The organism is Mesorhizobium sp. IMUNJ 23232 (assembly GCF_044326205.1).
Classification (GTDB): Bacteria; Pseudomonadota; Alphaproteobacteria; order Rhizobiales; family Rhizobiaceae; genus Kumtagia.
The window spans coordinates 116,187-131,281 of record NZ_JBIRCY010000013.1; the positions used below are offsets into that span (position 1 = coordinate 116,187).

At 65.3% G+C, this 15,095-nt stretch carries 17 protein-coding genes and 1 pseudogene; 13 read left to right on the top strand and 5 right to left on the bottom strand.

Going from position 1 to position 15,095, the window contains the following annotated elements:
* The first annotated feature begins 93 nt into the window (after positions 1–93).
* The 4 genes from sppA to ACH196_RS12325 all read left to right on the top strand — a co-directional run bounded on the left by sppA (position 94) and on the right by ACH196_RS12325 (position 2,803).
* Positions 94–1,050, top strand: coding sequence for a signal peptide peptidase SppA (sppA, locus tag ACH196_RS12310; RefSeq protein ID WP_396647191.1), 957 nt, complete (start codon positions 94–96; stop codon positions 1,048–1,050).
* Positions 1,051–1,132: 82 nt separating this feature from the next.
* On the top strand, positions 1,133–1,417 hold the full coding sequence (locus tag ACH196_RS12315; protein ID WP_396647192.1) for an integration host factor subunit beta: 285 nt from the start codon (positions 1,133–1,135) through the stop codon (positions 1,415–1,417).
* A gap of 45 nt (positions 1,418–1,462) precedes the next feature.
* Positions 1,463–1,804, top strand: coding sequence for a lipopolysaccharide assembly protein LapA domain-containing protein (locus tag ACH196_RS12320; protein WP_396647193.1), 342 nt, complete (start codon positions 1,463–1,465; stop codon positions 1,802–1,804).
* 33 nt (positions 1,805–1,837) lie between these two features.
* Complete coding sequence (locus ACH196_RS12325; protein ID WP_396647194.1) at positions 1,838–2,803, top strand: ornithine cyclodeaminase family protein; 966 nt, start codon at positions 1,838–1,840, stop codon at positions 2,801–2,803.
* Here the strand turns inward: ACH196_RS12325 and ACH196_RS12330 are convergent.
* The gene (locus ACH196_RS12330) at positions 2,793–3,242 is read right to left on the bottom strand and encodes an EVE domain-containing protein (RefSeq protein WP_396647195.1); all 450 of its coding nucleotides are present in this window, start codon (positions 3,240–3,242) and stop codon (positions 2,793–2,795) included. The genes ACH196_RS12325 and ACH196_RS12330 overlap by 11 nt on opposite strands.
* Positions 3,243–3,488: 246 nt before the next feature.
* On the opposite strand from ACH196_RS12330, the gene ACH196_RS12335 reads away from it, so the two are divergent.
* The 8 genes from ACH196_RS12335 (at position 3,489) to ACH196_RS12370 (ending at position 12,293) form a co-directional block, all read left to right on the top strand.
* Positions 3,489–4,547 (top strand): RsmD family RNA methyltransferase, encoded by a 1,059-nt coding sequence (locus tag ACH196_RS12335; protein WP_396647196.1) that lies wholly within the window; start codon positions 3,489–3,491, stop codon positions 4,545–4,547.
* Between the two features lie 55 nt (positions 4,548–4,602).
* On the top strand, positions 4,603–5,445 hold the full coding sequence (locus ACH196_RS12340; protein ID WP_396647197.1) for a TrmH family RNA methyltransferase: 843 nt from the start codon (positions 4,603–4,605) through the stop codon (positions 5,443–5,445).
* On the top strand, positions 5,445–5,939 hold the full coding sequence (lspA, locus tag ACH196_RS12345) for a signal peptidase II (protein ID WP_396647198.1): 495 nt from the start codon (positions 5,445–5,447) through the stop codon (positions 5,937–5,939). Before ACH196_RS12340 ends, lspA begins: the two co-directional genes overlap by 1 nt.
* Positions 5,940–6,501: 562 nt before the next feature.
* Positions 6,502–7,365: a hypothetical protein gene (locus tag ACH196_RS12350; protein ID WP_396647199.1), complete on the top strand. Its 864-nt coding sequence runs from the start codon at positions 6,502–6,504 to the stop codon at positions 7,363–7,365.
* A 197-nt stretch (positions 7,366–7,562) separates the two neighbouring features.
* Entirely contained in the window at positions 7,563–8,552 is a 990-nt protein-coding gene (locus tag ACH196_RS12355) for an MDR family oxidoreductase (RefSeq protein ID WP_396647200.1), read from the top strand.
* A 69-nt stretch (positions 8,553–8,621) separates the two neighbouring features.
* Positions 8,622–10,916: an ATP-binding protein gene (locus tag ACH196_RS12360; RefSeq protein ID WP_396647201.1), complete on the top strand. Its 2,295-nt coding sequence runs from the start codon at positions 8,622–8,624 to the stop codon at positions 10,914–10,916.
* 197 nt (positions 10,917–11,113) lie between these two features.
* Positions 11,114–11,950 carry a GNAT family N-acetyltransferase gene (locus tag ACH196_RS12365; RefSeq protein WP_396647235.1) on the top strand — a complete coding sequence of 279 codons (837 nt, stop codon included), beginning with the start codon at positions 11,114–11,116 and terminating at the stop codon, positions 11,948–11,950.
* Positions 11,928–12,293, top strand: a complete 366-nt coding sequence (locus tag ACH196_RS12370) for an MmcQ/YjbR family DNA-binding protein (protein ID WP_396647202.1) — start codon at positions 11,928–11,930, stop codon at positions 12,291–12,293. Before ACH196_RS12365 ends, ACH196_RS12370 begins: the two co-directional genes overlap by 23 nt.
* Positions 12,294–12,315: 22 nt before the next feature.
* Here ACH196_RS12370 and ACH196_RS12375 read toward each other — a convergent pair whose 3' ends face one another.
* Together ACH196_RS12375 and grpE are read right to left on the bottom strand one after the other, a co-directional pair.
* Positions 12,316–12,948 carry a trimeric intracellular cation channel family protein gene (locus ACH196_RS12375; RefSeq protein WP_396647203.1) on the bottom strand — a complete coding sequence of 211 codons (633 nt, stop codon included), beginning with the start codon at positions 12,946–12,948 and terminating at the stop codon, positions 12,316–12,318.
* Positions 12,949–13,116: 168 nt separating this feature from the next.
* Complete coding sequence (gene grpE / locus ACH196_RS12380) at positions 13,117–13,749, bottom strand: nucleotide exchange factor GrpE (RefSeq protein WP_396647204.1); 633 nt, start codon at positions 13,747–13,749, stop codon at positions 13,117–13,119.
* A 53-nt stretch (positions 13,750–13,802) separates the two neighbouring features.
* Between grpE and ACH196_RS12385 the strand changes: the two genes are divergently transcribed.
* The gene (locus tag ACH196_RS12385; protein ID WP_396647205.1) at positions 13,803–14,231 is read left to right on the top strand and encodes a hypothetical protein; all 429 of its coding nucleotides are present in this window, start codon (positions 13,803–13,805) and stop codon (positions 14,229–14,231) included.
* A 75-nt stretch (positions 14,232–14,306) separates the two neighbouring features.
* Here the strand turns inward: ACH196_RS12385 and ACH196_RS12390 are convergent.
* A pseudogene (locus ACH196_RS12390) lies at positions 14,307–14,459 on the bottom strand (protease); the annotation flags it as partial.
* A gap of 5 nt (positions 14,460–14,464) precedes the next feature.
* Entirely contained in the window at positions 14,465–15,028 is a 564-nt protein-coding gene (locus ACH196_RS12395) for a DUF934 domain-containing protein (protein WP_396647206.1), read from the bottom strand.
* Between the last annotated feature and the right edge of the window lie 67 nt (positions 15,029–15,095).

Here is a 15,095-nt window from a genome sequence, read left to right on the forward strand (position 1 = left end):
ACGGCGATCTGCCGGCACGTCACCCTCATTGGTGGTAGCCGGGGGCGGTAACATGCGCTAGATACTTGGCTTTCCCCCGTTTGCGAGGAAGCCATGGCCACGACCGCCGACGACCTCATCGATCGCCGCAGGCTGCGGCGCAAGCTCACTTTCTGGCGCGTCGCGGCATTGCTCGTCGCGGCCGTCGCCATCATCGGCACGGCGGTTGCGCTTTACGGCGACGAATTCGCCGGAAAATCCGTCGACCATATCGCCAAGGTCAGGATCGAAGGCACGATCCTCGAGGACGAGGAACTGCTGAAGCGGCTTGACGACATCCGGAAGTCGTCGAGGGTCAAAGGCGTCATCCTGTCGATCGATTCCCCCGGCGGCACCACAGCCGGCGGTGAGGCGATCTTCGACGCCGTCCGCTCGCTCGCCGCCACAAAGCCGGTGGTGGCGCAGGTCGGCACGCTCGCGGCGTCCGCCGGCTACATGATCGCCAGCGCCACCGACCACATCGTGGCGCGCAAATCCTCCATCGTCGGCTCGATCGGCGTGCTGGCGCAGTTCCCGAATTTCAGCGGCCTGATGGACAAGATCGGCATCACGCTGGACGAGGTGAAATCCTCGCCGCTGAAGGCCGAGCCGTCGCCCTTCAACCCGACCACCGAGGAAGAGCGGGCGATGATCCGCTCGATGATCCTCGACAGCTATGACTGGTTCGTCGGTCTCGTCGTCGACCGCCGTCCGCTGACAAGGCCGGAAGTGCTGGCGCTGGCCGACGGCTCGGTCTTCACCGGCCGCCAGGCGCTGGACAAGAAGCTGATCGACGGACTTGGCGGCGAGCAGGAGGCGATCGCCTGGCTGTCGAGCAAGGGCGTGTCTGGAAGCCTGGAAGTCATCGAATGGAAACCCAGGGACGAGGACTCCGGCTGGCTGTTCAGCCGTGCGACCGCGCAAGCCGTCGGGCAGTTGATCGGAATTCCGGGAGCCGGCGGCGATATCCTTCGGGAAAGCGGCGCCGATCGGTTGTTCCTTGACGGTCTCGTATCAGTCTGGCACCCTTGAGACGGCTCCAGCCTGATTGAAAAACACGAATAAAATCATTCGCCTACTCTTTAGAACACAATAATTGACGGGGACAGCGCTCATGATCAAATCCGAACTCGTGCAGATCATCGCCACACGCAATCCGCATCTTTTTCTTCGCGATGTCGAGAACATCGTGAGTGCCATCTTCGACGAAATCACCGACGCGCTTGCCGAAGGCAACAGGGTCGAGCTTCGCGGTTTTGGCGCCTTCTCGGTAAAGAACCGCCCTGCCCGCACCGGTCGCAACCCGCGCACCGGCGACGCGGTGGAGGTCGAGGAGAAATGGGTGCCGTTCTTCAAGACCGGCAAGGAGCTTCGCGAGAAGCTGAATTCCGACAAGTAAGGCGAACGGCGTGCAAACAGGCAGCAAGCATCGGACGGCGACACCATGACGCTTTTCAATCGCATCGTGCTCATCGTCGTATTCGTGCCGCTCGCCATCATCCTGATCGCGCTGGCGGTGGCAAACCGGGCGCCGGCGGCCTTCACCTTCGATCCGTTCAATCCCGGCAACCCCGCGCTCACCGTGCAGTTGCCGCTGTTTTTCCTGCTGTTCGCGGCACTTGCGGTCGGCATGATCATCGGCAGCCTCGCCACCTGGTTCAAGCAGGGCCGCTACCGCAAGGCCGCCCGGCAGCGCGGCATCGAGGCGCAAGCGGCGCGCGACGCCGCCCAGCGCCAGAACCGGGCTACCGTTTCCAGCACGGCGCTGCCGAAACCTTCCACGTGAGGCCACCGCCATTCCCTCGCCCGGAGTGACCGCATGCGCATGATCTCAGCCGACGAAGTCGACCGTTCCCTGACGTTCGCCGGCCTTGTCGAGACGCTGCGCGAGGCGTTCCGCAAGGGCGCCGTGCAGCCGGTGCGCCATCATCACACCGTCGAGCGGCCGGACGGCGCCGCCTCCACGCTGCTGCTCATGCCGGCCTGGACCGACCTCAACGCCGCCGGCACCTCGGACGGCGGTCATATCGGCGTGAAGATTGTCACCGTGTCGCCCGACAACAACGCCATCGGAAAGCCGGCGGTGATGGGGCTCTATCTGCTGCTCGATGCCAAGACCGGCGAGCCGCAGGCGCTGATCGACGGTCAACGGCTGACGCAATGGCGCACGGCCAGCGCCTCGGCGCTCGCCGCGAGCTATCTGGCGCGCGAAGACGCCTCGAAGCTGCTAGTGGTCGGCGCCGGCGCGCTCTGCCCGTTCCTCGCGAAAGCCCATTCGGCGGTGCGCCCGATCGAGGAGATCCGCATCTGGAACCGGTCGCCAAGCAACGCCGAAAAGGCGGCCGACGCCCTGCGCAAGGACGGGCTCAACGCGACCGGCGTCTCCGACCTCGACGCCGCACTTGGCTGGGCCGACATCGTCTCGTCGGCGACGATCTCGACCGAACCGCTGATTTCCGGCGAAAAGCTGCGCCCGGGCACGCATGTCGACCTCGTCGGCGGTTTTACACCCGGCATGCGCGAGGCCGACGATACCGCGATCGCCCGCTCGCGCGTCTATGTCGACACCCGCGCCGGAGCCACCAAGGAGGCGGGCGACATCGTCCAGCCGCTACAATCCGGTGTGCTGAACCCGGAAGACATCATCGCCGACCTGCACGAACTGGCGCGCGGCGAGAAGCGTGGCCGCACCACCACGGAAGAGATCACGCTGTTCAAGTCGGTCGGAGCGGCACTGGAGGATCTGGCGGCGGGGATTGCCGTCTATTCAAAACTCAAGGGATAGACGTCGTCGGCAATGCCGCACCCATCGTCTCCGCAATGAGCCGAAAATCACCCTCGCCGATCTTCAGCAACCCAAAGCGAAGCTGATAGCCCCAGTTGGCTTTGCCTGCGGTCAGTTCCAGCCGGTCGAGCAGCGGCGCGATCGGCGCTTCCGAGGCATCCGCCCAGTCGATGTCGCGCCGGAAGGGTGTGAAGCCGCCACCCATATCTCCCTGATACGGCTCTCCCTCGCGAACCACGCCGATTGCCGTAAAATGCCGCAGCCCGCCCTTCTCGCCATAGACGCTGCTCGGCGAGTAATAGACCACGCCGTCGCCCGGCCTGATCCGGCGCAGCGGCCCGGCCTTGCCGTGCGAGACCTGCATGAAACCTTCCCGGCGTCCCCTGCGCACATGATCGGCGGAGGCGACCGCCAGCCAGAACGATTTTTCCGTCATCATTCGCTCTCCGGACAGAAGACGCGCAGGCGGTGGCAGTCGGGATCGAGCGCACGAATGTGCGGCCGAAGTCCATGTCCACGGGCAACCGCATAGCCGGCCTGCCGACGCGCGGGAAGCCTATCGCCGCCTTCACCTTTGCCGCAACCCGTGAGCCCGTGTGGCCGGATGCCTCATTTCCGCCGAGCCCAGGCGAGTTGCGCAGCCCGCACCCCTATGCCAAAAGCGGCACGACCGCCGGAGAATTTTTTGAAATCCACCCGCGACCGACGCCGCGACAGTTTTCCGCCCCGCCCGCCAGCGGCGCAGTCTGCGCGCCCGCGCGAGGAGCGCAACGCGGCTAGGCCTGCCGCGCCCCCGCCGCAGGAGCCGGCCCCCGCCGCGCGCAAACTCGCCCGCCGCGAAGGCGCCCTGCCCGCCGAAAGACTGCCGGTCATCCTGGAAGTGCTGCCCAATGACGACTATGCGCTGCTCGACAGCGGCAGCGGCGAGAAGTTGGAGCAATACGGCCCCTACCGTATCGTGCGGCCCGAGGGACAGGCGATCTGGCAGAAGGCGTTGCCCGAAACCGAATGGCGGAAGGCCGACGCCGTCTTCACCGGCGACACCGATGAGGAAGGGCTCGGCCGCTGGCGCTTCCCAAAGCAGCCGCTCGGCGAGACCTGGCCGATGCGGCATGACAGCATCGACTATCTCGGCCGCTTCACCTCCTTCCGCCATGTCGGCGTGTTTCCCGAGCAGGCGACCCACTGGGATCACATGGCCGGTCTGATCGAGAATGCACACAGGCCGGTAAAAGTGCTCAACCTGTTCGGCTATACCGGGCTCGCTTCCCTCGTCGCCGCAAAAGCCGGCGCGGAAGTCACGCATGTAGACGCCTCGAAAAAGGCGATCGGCTGGGCGCGCGAGAACCAGGAGATGGCGCGGCTGACGGACAGGCCGATCCGCTGGATCTGCGAGGACGCGATGAAATTTGCCGAGCGCGAGGAACGGCGCGGCAGCCGCTACGACATCATCCTGTTCGATCCGCCCGCCTATGGGCGCGGGCCGAAGGGCGAGGTCTGGCAGTTGTTCGACGATCTGCCGAAACTCGCCGACCTCTGCCGCTCGATCCTGACGCCGAAACCGCTTGCCGTCGTGCTCACCGCCTATTCGATCCGCTCCTCCTTCTTCGCCATCCACGCGCTGATGCGCGACACTTTCGCCGGTATGGGCGGCCGGGTGGAATCCGGCGAGCTGGTGATCCGCGAAAAGGGCGCCGGCCGGGCGCTTTCCACCTCGCTGTTTTCGCGCTGGGTAGCGTCATGATCCCGAAAAGTGGGAACCGGTTTTCGGACAAGATCATGCGCGGAGAAAGACGCTCATGAGCGAGCGAGGCAGCGGCGCGCCGGGACGCGTCAAGGAAGTCTCCAGCCTCGCCAACCCGCTGGTGAAGGATCTGAAGGCGCTGGCGCTCAAAAAATTCCGCGACCAGCAGAACGCCTTCCTCGCCGAAGGCCTGAAACTGGTCATCGATGCGCTCGACCTTGGCTGGCGGGTGAAGACGCTGGTCTTCGCCAAATCGGCGCTCGGCAACCCGGCGGTCGAGAAGGTCGCCGCCCGCGTTGTCGCCAAGGGCGGCGATGTGCTCGAAGTCTCGGAAAAGATCCTGGCCGCGATCACCCGCCGCGACAATCCGCAGACCGTCATCGGCGTGTTCGAGCAACGGCTGACGAAGCTTGCCGACATCCGGCCGAGCGATGGCGACGTCTGGGTGGCGCTCGACCGGGTGCGCGATCCCGGCAATCTCGGCACTGTGCTGCGCACCGCCGACGCGGTCGGCGCGAAAGGCATCATCCTGGTCGGCGAGACCACCGATCCGTTCGCGCTGGAGACGGTGCGGGCGACGATGGGCTCGATCTTCGCCGTGCCCGTCTCGCGCGCCACGCCGGAAGCCTTTCTCGCCTGGCGCAAAGGGCTTTCCGCCCTTCTGGTCGGCACCCATCTGAAAGGCGCGGTCGACTATCGCAGTGTCGACTATACCAGAAAACCCGTAGTGCTCCTGATGGGCAACGAGCAGCAAGGCCTGCCCGACGCGCTGGCGGAGACCTGCGACCGGCTGGTTCGCATCCCGCAGGCGGGCCGCGCCGATTCGCTCAATCTTGCGGTCGCCACCAGCGTGATGCTGTTCGAAATCCGCCGCGCGGCGCTGAAACTGGATTTTTGATGGGTCTTCGTTCCCTGATACTCTACGCCGCGCTGGCGGCATTCGGCGTGGCGCTCGACCAGTGGATCAAGTGGCTGGTGGAGACCCGCCTCGTCATGCACGAGGCCGTCGAGCTGCTGCCCTTCCTGGCGCTCTACCGCACATACAACACCGGCGTCGCCTTCTCCATGTTCTCCTGGGTGGGCGACCGCGGCCTGATCCTCGTCTCGATCGCCGTCATCGCCTTCGTGCTCTACCTCGCCGCCAAATCCGACCCGCGCCACATACTGGCGCGCATCGGCTTCGCGCTGATCGTCAGCGGCGCGCTCGGCAACCTCATCGACCGCGCGGTCTATGGGCACGTCATCGACTACATCCTGTTCCACACGCCGGTCTGGTCCTTCGCGGTGTTCAACCTCGCCGACGCCTTCATCTCGGTGGGAGCGGCGGCGATCGTGCTGCAGGAAGTGGTCGGCTGGCTGGGCGCTCGAAAGACCGCGCCTTCGGGCGACTAACTAGAGCCGTTTTCGAGCCAATGCCAAGGGTCATTTGACCGCCCCCACAGCCCGTCCTTCCGACTGTGCTGCCGGACATCTCGATCCGCAAACGGCAGGGCAAGCGCAGATGGGCTCCATCCGCTCCGAGCCGGCTTCGCCGGCTCGTTTCGGTGGTGCCTCGGCGTCCTGCCGAAGGCAGGCGATGAGGATCGCTTCGCAAAGCAAGTCCAAATACGATTGCCCTAGCCTTGACGGGGAGGCGGCTCCAAAGAGGTGAGACGGTCTAAACTGAAAGCCGACGGCAGTGCCCCTTGGTCATGCTTGTCACGCCAAAATCCACCAAGCTTGCAGCCAAGACTCTGATTTCACTTGCTTTTACAAGCATGACCTTCTTCCCGACCGAGCCCTTGCGTCCAGCCGGAAAGGCACCGGAGCGGGCCGCCACGTCCCGAAAAGCCGCGTTTTTCCAATGCGTTGCGCGAAAGGGCGTTGCGCTTCAAGGATTATTTTCCTAGGATTGTTTACATTGCTCCCGATCGGTGCGATAATCCGCGCCGGCCTTGTCTGGAGGTAGGTGGCGATGGACGAGAATACGGCAATCGAGCGAAACGTGGAGGCGCTGAAGCGCATCCTCGTCATGCTCGCCGGAATGGCCGAGATGGCCGGCGGTGCGTCAACTCTGCCCCGCCACCTCTACCGCGCTATCCTGCGGCTGCTGCGCCCCGCCGAATCCGCCGCGCGTCGGCTGATCATTGCGACAGCGCGCGGCATCGTGGTCAACCTGCCGCCGGTGCGCCCGCGAAAACCCAAGCCAAAAATTTCCGACACGGTGGCCGCCATGCGTCGCCTCGGCCTTGCCGTCACCCTGTCGCGCCAAGATTTCGCCCGCTACCAGGCAGAGCAAAAGGCCGCCAAACGGCGCGCCGCCAAGCCCCGCACCATGAGCTTGCCGCTGTTCGATCCGCCCAAATATCCGTTCCGCGTCCGCCGCCGCTATGTGCCGGCGCACGCCATGCCGCGCATCTGGGTTCCCGGCTTCAGCGATCCGGCTCCGCTGCCGCTGCCACCGCCCCCGCCATCGCGTGACGACCCGATCGATGCGGCGCGGCTCTCGTTGCGGCTCCAGGCGCTGGGCGCGGTCCTCGACGACCTGCCAAAACAGGCAAAACGGTTCGCCCGCTGGAAGGCGCGCTGCGACGCGGCGGTCGCGGAAATGCGGCAAATCGGCAGCGCCGTGGTCGTGCGCGGCAGGACGGCGCGCGGCACGGTACGGTTCCAGCGGACACGGCCGCTGTGGCTTGGCCGGCCGCCGGGCGGCCGGCTGTCGCCCTACGATCTGGATGCCTGGCGCCGGAAGAACATCCGCGAGGTCGACGAGATCCTGGCGCATGCCCATGCGCTGGCCTTGGACGCGCTGAACCCGCTGCGCGCCGATACGTCATGACGGCGGTGCCCCCGGCCGAGCCATTTATCGAAAGGCATTCCAGCACGCTCAAAGGCCACGCGGGATAAAATCCGGGCGTGGTGACGATTCCTGCGGCCGGAAGATGACGTTGCTCATCTGTTGGCGAAGCCGGCCAAACCTGCGTAGGGTAAGCTGCCGTCCTGGGTCGGACTGGCCGTCGGAGAAGAGGAGAAAGAATGCCCGAAACCTTCAAGGCCATCCTCATCTCGCGCGGCGAGGACAAAAAACAGTCGGTCGCCGTCACCGAACTGACCGATGCCGAGCTGATGGACGGCGACGTCACGGTTGCCGTCGAGTGGACGACGGTGAACTACAAGGATGGCCTCGCGATCACCGGCAAGGCGCCGGTGATCAGGCGTTTTCCGCTGGTTCCCGGCGTCGATTTTGCCGGCACGGTGATTTCCTCGTCCAATCCCGACTGGGAAGAGGGCGACAAGGTCATCCTCAATGGCTGGGGCGTCGGCGAGACGCATTTCGGCGCCTATGCGGGCCGGGCGCGCGTCAAGGGTGACTGGCTGGTGCCGCTGCCGGACAACATGACGGCGCGCCAGGCTATGGCGATCGGCACGGCGGGTTACACGGCCATGCTGTCGGTGATGGCGCTGGAACGCCACGGCATCACGCCGAACCGCGGCCCGGTGGTGGTCACCGGGGCGGCCGGCGGCGTCGGCTCGGTGGCAATCGCGCTCTTGTCGAGGCTTGGCTACCATGTCATTGCCTCGACCGGACGCCCTGCTGAAAGCGCCTACCTCACCGACCTCGGCGCGGCTGAAATCATCGACCGCGGCGAGCTTTCCGGGCCGGCGAAACCTCTTGCCAAGGAGCGCTGGGCCGGCGGCATCGACGCGGTCGGCAGCCACACGCTGGCCAATGTGCTGTCGATGACCTCTTATGGCGGCGCGGTCGCCGCCTGCGGGCTGGCGCAAGGCATGGACCTCCCCTCCAGCGTCGCGCCCTTCATCCTGCGCGGCGTATCGCTGCTCGGCATCGACTCGGTCATGGCCCCGAAGGAACTCAGGCTCGAGGCCTGGTGGCGGCTTGCCGACGAACTCGACCACGGCAAACTTGCGGCGCTGACGACGACGATCGGCTTCGACGGCATAGTCGGCGCGGCCACGGACATTATTGACGGCAAGATCAGGGGGCGTGTCGTCGTCGGGATATGACAACTTGCGTTAGAATCCGCAAGACGACTAAAATACGAGCGAATTGGGGAAAGCTTAGGGAAGAAGGTCATGCCTAATGTCTGGGGTATGACGGCGCCAGTATCTCACAATTCCCTTGGCGGGAAAGGCTCGGATGGCGGCGACAAGACGCCGACGGCCGAGGCGCATCCCGATCCCGACCCGCTGGTCGAACTGCTGCCGGCCAGACCCAAAATGCTGCTCCTGCAAGTCGGCGGCATCATCGCTGTCCTGCTGCTGTCCGGCATCGCCAACCTGATGCAGGCACCCATGTGGGTCGCGCTCTTTCTCCTGGCGATCGGGCTTGCCGGCATCCTGTTCCTGTATCGCGGCCTCAACGTCGAACGGCGCCGGTCCGGCGAAGCCGGGGGCGCGGAGGCGCCGGCGGCCCGCGTCGAGGCGCTGGCCGACCGCATGTGGGAACTGCACGAGAGCGAGGAGCATTTCCTCGGCCTCATCGACGCGCTCGGCGACCTCGTCATCCACCGCGACCGCGACGGCCGCATCGTCTATGCCAACAAGGTGTTCGCCGATCTGGTCGGACGCCCGCTTGACGGCCTGATCGGCACCCGGCTCGCCGATCTGGGCATAGAGGTCGGCGTCGTCCCCGATGCCGCCTTCGCCGATGGCGAGTGCCTGAGTTCGACCGACGTGGCCGTGCATACGCCGGCCGGCACGCGCTGGTTTTCGTGGATCGAACTGTCCATGCGCGACCTCGCCAGCAAGGGCGTCTCGCACCGCGCCATCGCGCGCGACATCACCGGCCGCAAGCGCGCCGAGACGGCGCTGATCGGCGCGCGCGAGCGGGCCGAATATGCGAGCGTCGCCAAATCGCGTTTCCTGGCCACCGTCAGCCACGAAATCCGCACGCCGATGAACGGCATCATGGGCATGGCAAAACTGCTCGCCGACACCAACCTGTCGGCGGAGCAGAAGACCTATGTCAGCGCCGTCTCCACTTCGGCCAGCGCGCTGCTGGCGCTGATCGAGGACCTGCTCGACTTCTCCAAGATCGAGGCCGGCCGTTTCGTGCCGGAGCCGCAACCGATCTCGCCGCGCGAACTGATCGAAAGCGTGGTGGAACTGCTTGCGGCGCGCGCCTACGGCAAGGGCATCGGCCTCGGCTGCTATGTCGCGCCCAACGTGCCGCACACCATCACCGCCGACCCCGGCCGCATCCGGCAGGTGCTGCTCAACCTGATCGGCAACGCCATCAAGTTCACCGATACCGGCGGCGTGCTGGTCACCGTGGGGCTGAAAGCGGGGACGGGAGACGTCGACCTGGTGCGCTTCGCGGTCTCCGATACCGGCCCCGGCCTGCGCAAGGAGGACATGGACCGCATCTTCGAGGAATTCGAGCAGGCCGACGGCAGTTCGACCCGGGCGCATGGCGGGGCTGGTCTCGGCCTCGCCATCTCGCGCCGCATCGTCGAGGCGCTGGGCGGCACGATATCGGTCGCCAGCGATCTCGGCCTTGGCTCCGAGTTCGCCTTCGAGGTTCCGGCGATCGAGGCAAGCGGTTCCAGCCAGACGCGCGGCGCCGTGCTCGACGGCCATCGCACGATCATCCTGTCGAAAAACGAGGTCGAATGCGACGCCATCGCGCGCGCGGTCCGCGCCTATGGCGGAACCGTGGACGTCGCCTACTCGGTGGAGCAGGCCGCGGAACTTACCGGGCCGTGCGACGCCCTGCTCATCGACGCTTCGGTCGAAGCGTCCGACGGCAGGGTGCTCAAGCGGCTGAAGCAGGCCGGTTTCTCCGGCAGCCAGGCGATCACCCTGATTGCGCCGACCGACCGGGGCGCGCTCGGCGATTTCCGCGCCAGCGGCTACGTCACCTTCCTCGCCAGGCCGGTGCGTGGCGAGACGCTGCTGCGCGTGCTGCTTTCGGGCGCCGCCAGCACGGCAATCACCTCCCTGCCCCCTCCCCGTGCGACATCCAGGGGCCGCAGCGCCCAGGTGGCGGGGCTGTCGATCCTGCTCGCCGAGGACAACGAAATCAACGCGCTGCTGGCGCGAACCACGCTGCAGAAGGCGGGGCATCGCGTCGAGGTGGTCAACAACGGCAGGGCTGCGGTCGAGGCCGTCATCGGCCCCCGCAAGGAACGGCACGACGTCGTGCTGATGGATCTGCATATGCCGGTGATGGATGGGCTGGAAGCGATCGCGCTCATCCGCCGCCACGAGGAGGAGAACAGCCTGTCCCCGGTGCCGATCATGGTTCTGTCCGCCGACAACCAGGAAAAGACCCGCCACGACGTGCTCGCCCATGGCGCCAGCGGCTTCGTCACCAAGCCAATCGACCCCGACGCGCTGGTGCATGTCGTCGAGGACCGCCTCGCGTAAGGCGAAGGACCTCCCTCACGGCAATTTGCGGACACACGGCTGCATTGCAGGCTTGAGCGGCCGCGTCCGTCACGTTAGGTTCATACGACTGTTGCACATCACTCTTATTTCCGCGCCATGCTCGGCTGTTCGAAGGAGAATCACCCGTGCAATCAGCGATTCCATCGGTCGACATCCCCATCGAGGCGAAAGTCGGCCTGCTTCCTGGTGTCGAACCGGCCCTCGGCATCGCCGACAGGACGCTCGGGCGCATCGGCGCGCTGGAAGCGCGGCTGGCCCGCAACGACGCCGAAATCGCCGCCGCGCAAGAGGTCCGCTACCGCGTCTTCTATGAGGAACTCGGCGCGAAATCGAACCGGCTGGAGGCGCTCGACCGCCGCGACGCCGACCAGTTCGATGCTGCCTGCGACCACATACTGGTGTTCGACCACGCATTGCCCGGCCCCGAGCATGACCGCATCGTCGGCACCTACCGGCTGCTCAAGGAAGAGGGCGCCGCGCTGGCCGGCGGCTTCTATTCGCAGGACGAATTCGATCTCGGCTCGCTGATCCGCCGCCATCCCGACAAGCGCTTCCTGGAGCTTGGCCGCTCCTGCGTGCTGCCGCAATACCGTTCGAAGCGCACCATCGAGGCCCTGTGGCAAGGCATCTGGGCCTATGTGCTGCATCACGACATCGACGTGATGGCAGGCTGCGCCTCTTTCCACGGCACGGTTCCAGCGGCACACGCCGAAGCGCTTTCCTTCCTCGCCCACAATTTCCGGGCCGAGCCGGACTATGACGTGAGCGCCTTGCCGAGCCGGTATCGGGCCATGGACATGGTGCCCTGCGAGGCGATCAACGCGAAATCCGCCTTCCTGCGCATGCCGCCCCTGATCAAGGGCTATCTGCGCCTCGGCGCGCGCATCGGCGACGGCTGCGTGATCGACCATGATTTCGAGACGGTGGACGTGTTCATCGTGCTGCCGGTGAAAGAGATCAAGCAGCGCTACATCAGCTATTATTCCGGGGATGCCGGCCGCTTCGCCGCCTGACCACCGCGACGCACTTGCGCCTGCCGTCGAGCGGCTGCGCAAGGCGATGGTGTCGCTGCCGGATGTGAACGAAAGCACTTCCTACGGCACGCCGTCGCTCAAGATCGGCAAGAAGCTGCTTTCGCGCGTCAAGGACGCGCGGACCCTGGTGATCATGAGCCCGCTGGAAGAGAAGGCGGCGCTGATGGACGCAGCACCCGACATCTATTTCGAGACCGACCACTATCGCGACTGGCCGGCGATCCTCGTCCATGTCGATGCGATCTCGGACGCCGAACTCGTCCATCGGCTGGAATGCGCCATACGCCTGCAGGCGGCGAAACGCTCGGGCCGGAAGCGCTGAGGCTGGGCACTCGTTCTCTGAATCAGGGAATGTCTTCCGGACGCCGGCCCGGACGGCCGCGATAAGCCGGAATGCTCCAGCCGAACCGCAGTGCGCCCCCGCGCACGATGAAGGCCGCCGCGAAGCCGAGCAGGGCCGAGGCAAGATCGGAGAGACCGGCGGCATCGGTGACCGTAAATACGGCGGCGCCGGCCATCGCGGCGGTGACGTAGATTTCCGGGCGCAGCAGGACGGAAGGCTCGCCGGCGAGCAGGTCGCGCAGGATGCCACCGAAGGTCGCCGTCAGCATGCCCATGACGATGGCGACGACAGGCGAACCCGTCGCCGCCAGTCCCTTGGCCGCGCCGAGCGCCGAATAGGCCGACATGCCGACCGCATCCAGCCAGAGCAGCACTCTGTAGCGCGACTCCAGCCTGGGCGCGCCGAGGAAAACGAGGATAGCGACCGCCGCGCAGACCAGCACATAGGCGTGATCCAGCACCCAGAAGACCGGAACATCGAGGATGAGGTCGCGAAAGGTGCCGCCACCAATGCCGGTGACACTGGCGAGGAATACGAAGCTGACGACGTCCATCTGCTTGCGCGAGGCGGCAAGCGCTCCTGTCGCCGCAAAGACCGCAACGCCGGCGTAATCCAAAAGCAGCAGCGGATTCATGGCGATCCGAAAATGGCAGGCGCCGTCGATAGCGAGTAGCGAGTAGCGAGTAGCGAGTAGCGAGTAGCGAGTAGCGAGTAGCGAGTAGCGAGTAGCGAGTAGTCGAGCGGAAGCGTGCGCCTCCGTCAATGCCCCTATTCGCTACTCCCTATTCCCTACTGCTCTCTCTCAAGCATCCCTCTCGGCCTCTTCGCTGACCGGGCCAGGCTCCGCGGGTGCATCATTCGCCGGATGGTGCTTGGGACCGCCCTTGGCGACACCGACCATCGCCGGCCGCAGGACGCGCTCGCCGATCGAATAACCGGGCTGCACGACCTGTACCACCGTGTTGGCGGGAACCTGCGGGTTCGGCACCTCGAACATCGCCTGATGGAAATTCGGATCGAATTTTTCGCCCTGCGGCTCGAGCCTCTTCACGCCGTGACGTTCCAGTGTCGACAGCATCGACCGCTCGGTCATCTCGACGCCTTCGACCAGCGTGGCAAGGCTCGGGTCGGCTGCCTTGGCCTCGGCGGAGACGGCTTGCAAGGCGCGGCTCAGATTGTCGGACACCGACAGCATGTCACGGGCGAAATTGGCCACCGCATAGGCGCGGGCATCCTGGATCTCGCGCGCCGTGCGGCGGCGGAGATTTTCCATTTCCGCCACCGTGCGCAGGGCGCGGTCCTTGAGCTCCTCATTCTCCTTGAGAAGCTTTACCAGCGCCTCGTAGTCGTTGCTCTCGCCGGCAGCCCCCGCCGCCGCCTCGTCGGCCGTCGCGTTTTCCTCAGGCACGCGTTCGTCCTTCGCCTGATCGCTCATGGTCATTTCCCAGATTTCCAGAATTCATCGGAGTCGGGCCGGATATCGATGCTATGCGCCGAAAAATCAAGGGGCGCGAGCGTTTCCCTCGGCAATCGCCAATGGCTTGCATAGTCGTCAAGCAAGAAAGAGCAGTCCCAGCGGGGCGGCAATTTCGCTCGTATTTTACTCAAACTTTACCATGCGGCAAAGGCACACGGAGGCTTGCAGGAACCATTCGCGGCGCCCCGGGTTTTTTTGCCAAGCAAGAGGTTCTCGAGGCAATGATTGACGATGAGAAGCATATGGGCGGAAGGATGGAAGCAGAATTCCGCCGGCAGATGCGAAGCGGCCAGATGAACCGCTTCGTCGGCACACTGCCGCATTACGCCGTAGACCGGGAACTGCCGGACAGGTTTGTCAAGCTGCTGCGCCAGATCGACAAGCCGCACGGCAATGACCGCTCGGCGCTACATGCCGGCGGCACCCGCAACCAGAACTGATCGACCGCCTGAGCGCCGGTCAGTTCTCGCTGTTTGGCCGCAAGCGGCCTTTTTTATGAGACGGCCGTCTTCTTGTCAGGCGGCCTTTTTCGTCTCCGCCATCAGCGTCTTGCCGTGCGAAATCTCGGTGCCGAGCACCTTCAGACATTCCCGCATGAGATTGGACAGGCCCGACCAACCCTTGGCGGAAACGAGGTTCCCATCGACATGCGCGCCGTTCGGCGGCACGCTGGCTACTTCCGCGAACGCCGCCAGGAATAGCCCGCGCCCTTGGCCGGCGCATCGGCCGGCTTCGCCGTCGGCTGGTAGTAAAGGCCGAGGCCGCCAACGCGGCCTTCCTCCAGCCGGCGGATCAGCACCGGATTGACGATCTCGAACTCGTCGAAGCCGAGCCTCAGCATATGCGGCAACTGGTCGACCAGAACCTGCCCGGTAGCGCGGATCGCCCGCTCGAAGCCATGACGGCTGCGCAGCAGTTCGGCCTTGGAGAAACTTCGGCCATCGTTGAAGGCCGGGAAGGCAAGCGCTACCAGCGACAAATCGTCGAGGAGGCCGGCAATTTTCTCCACGGGATCGGCCGGCAGCAACAGCACGCCGAGCCGCTCTTTCGCTGATTTGCGGACCACCGGGTCGAGGTCGAGGAAAACCTGCAACGGCAGGATGAAACGGCCGTTGCCGGTCAGCGCGTCTGCGCTTTCGACATGCTGCCATTCATCCTCGCGAAAACCTTCCGGCGTCCACAGGCGCGGCGCGGGCGGCACGGTCTCGTTCTTCACTTCGGTCATGAGGGCGAGCATATGGCCTATTCTCGGCTTGGTTTCCAGTCTCGCCATGGGCGAAACGGCCTGGCTATTCGCAAAGACG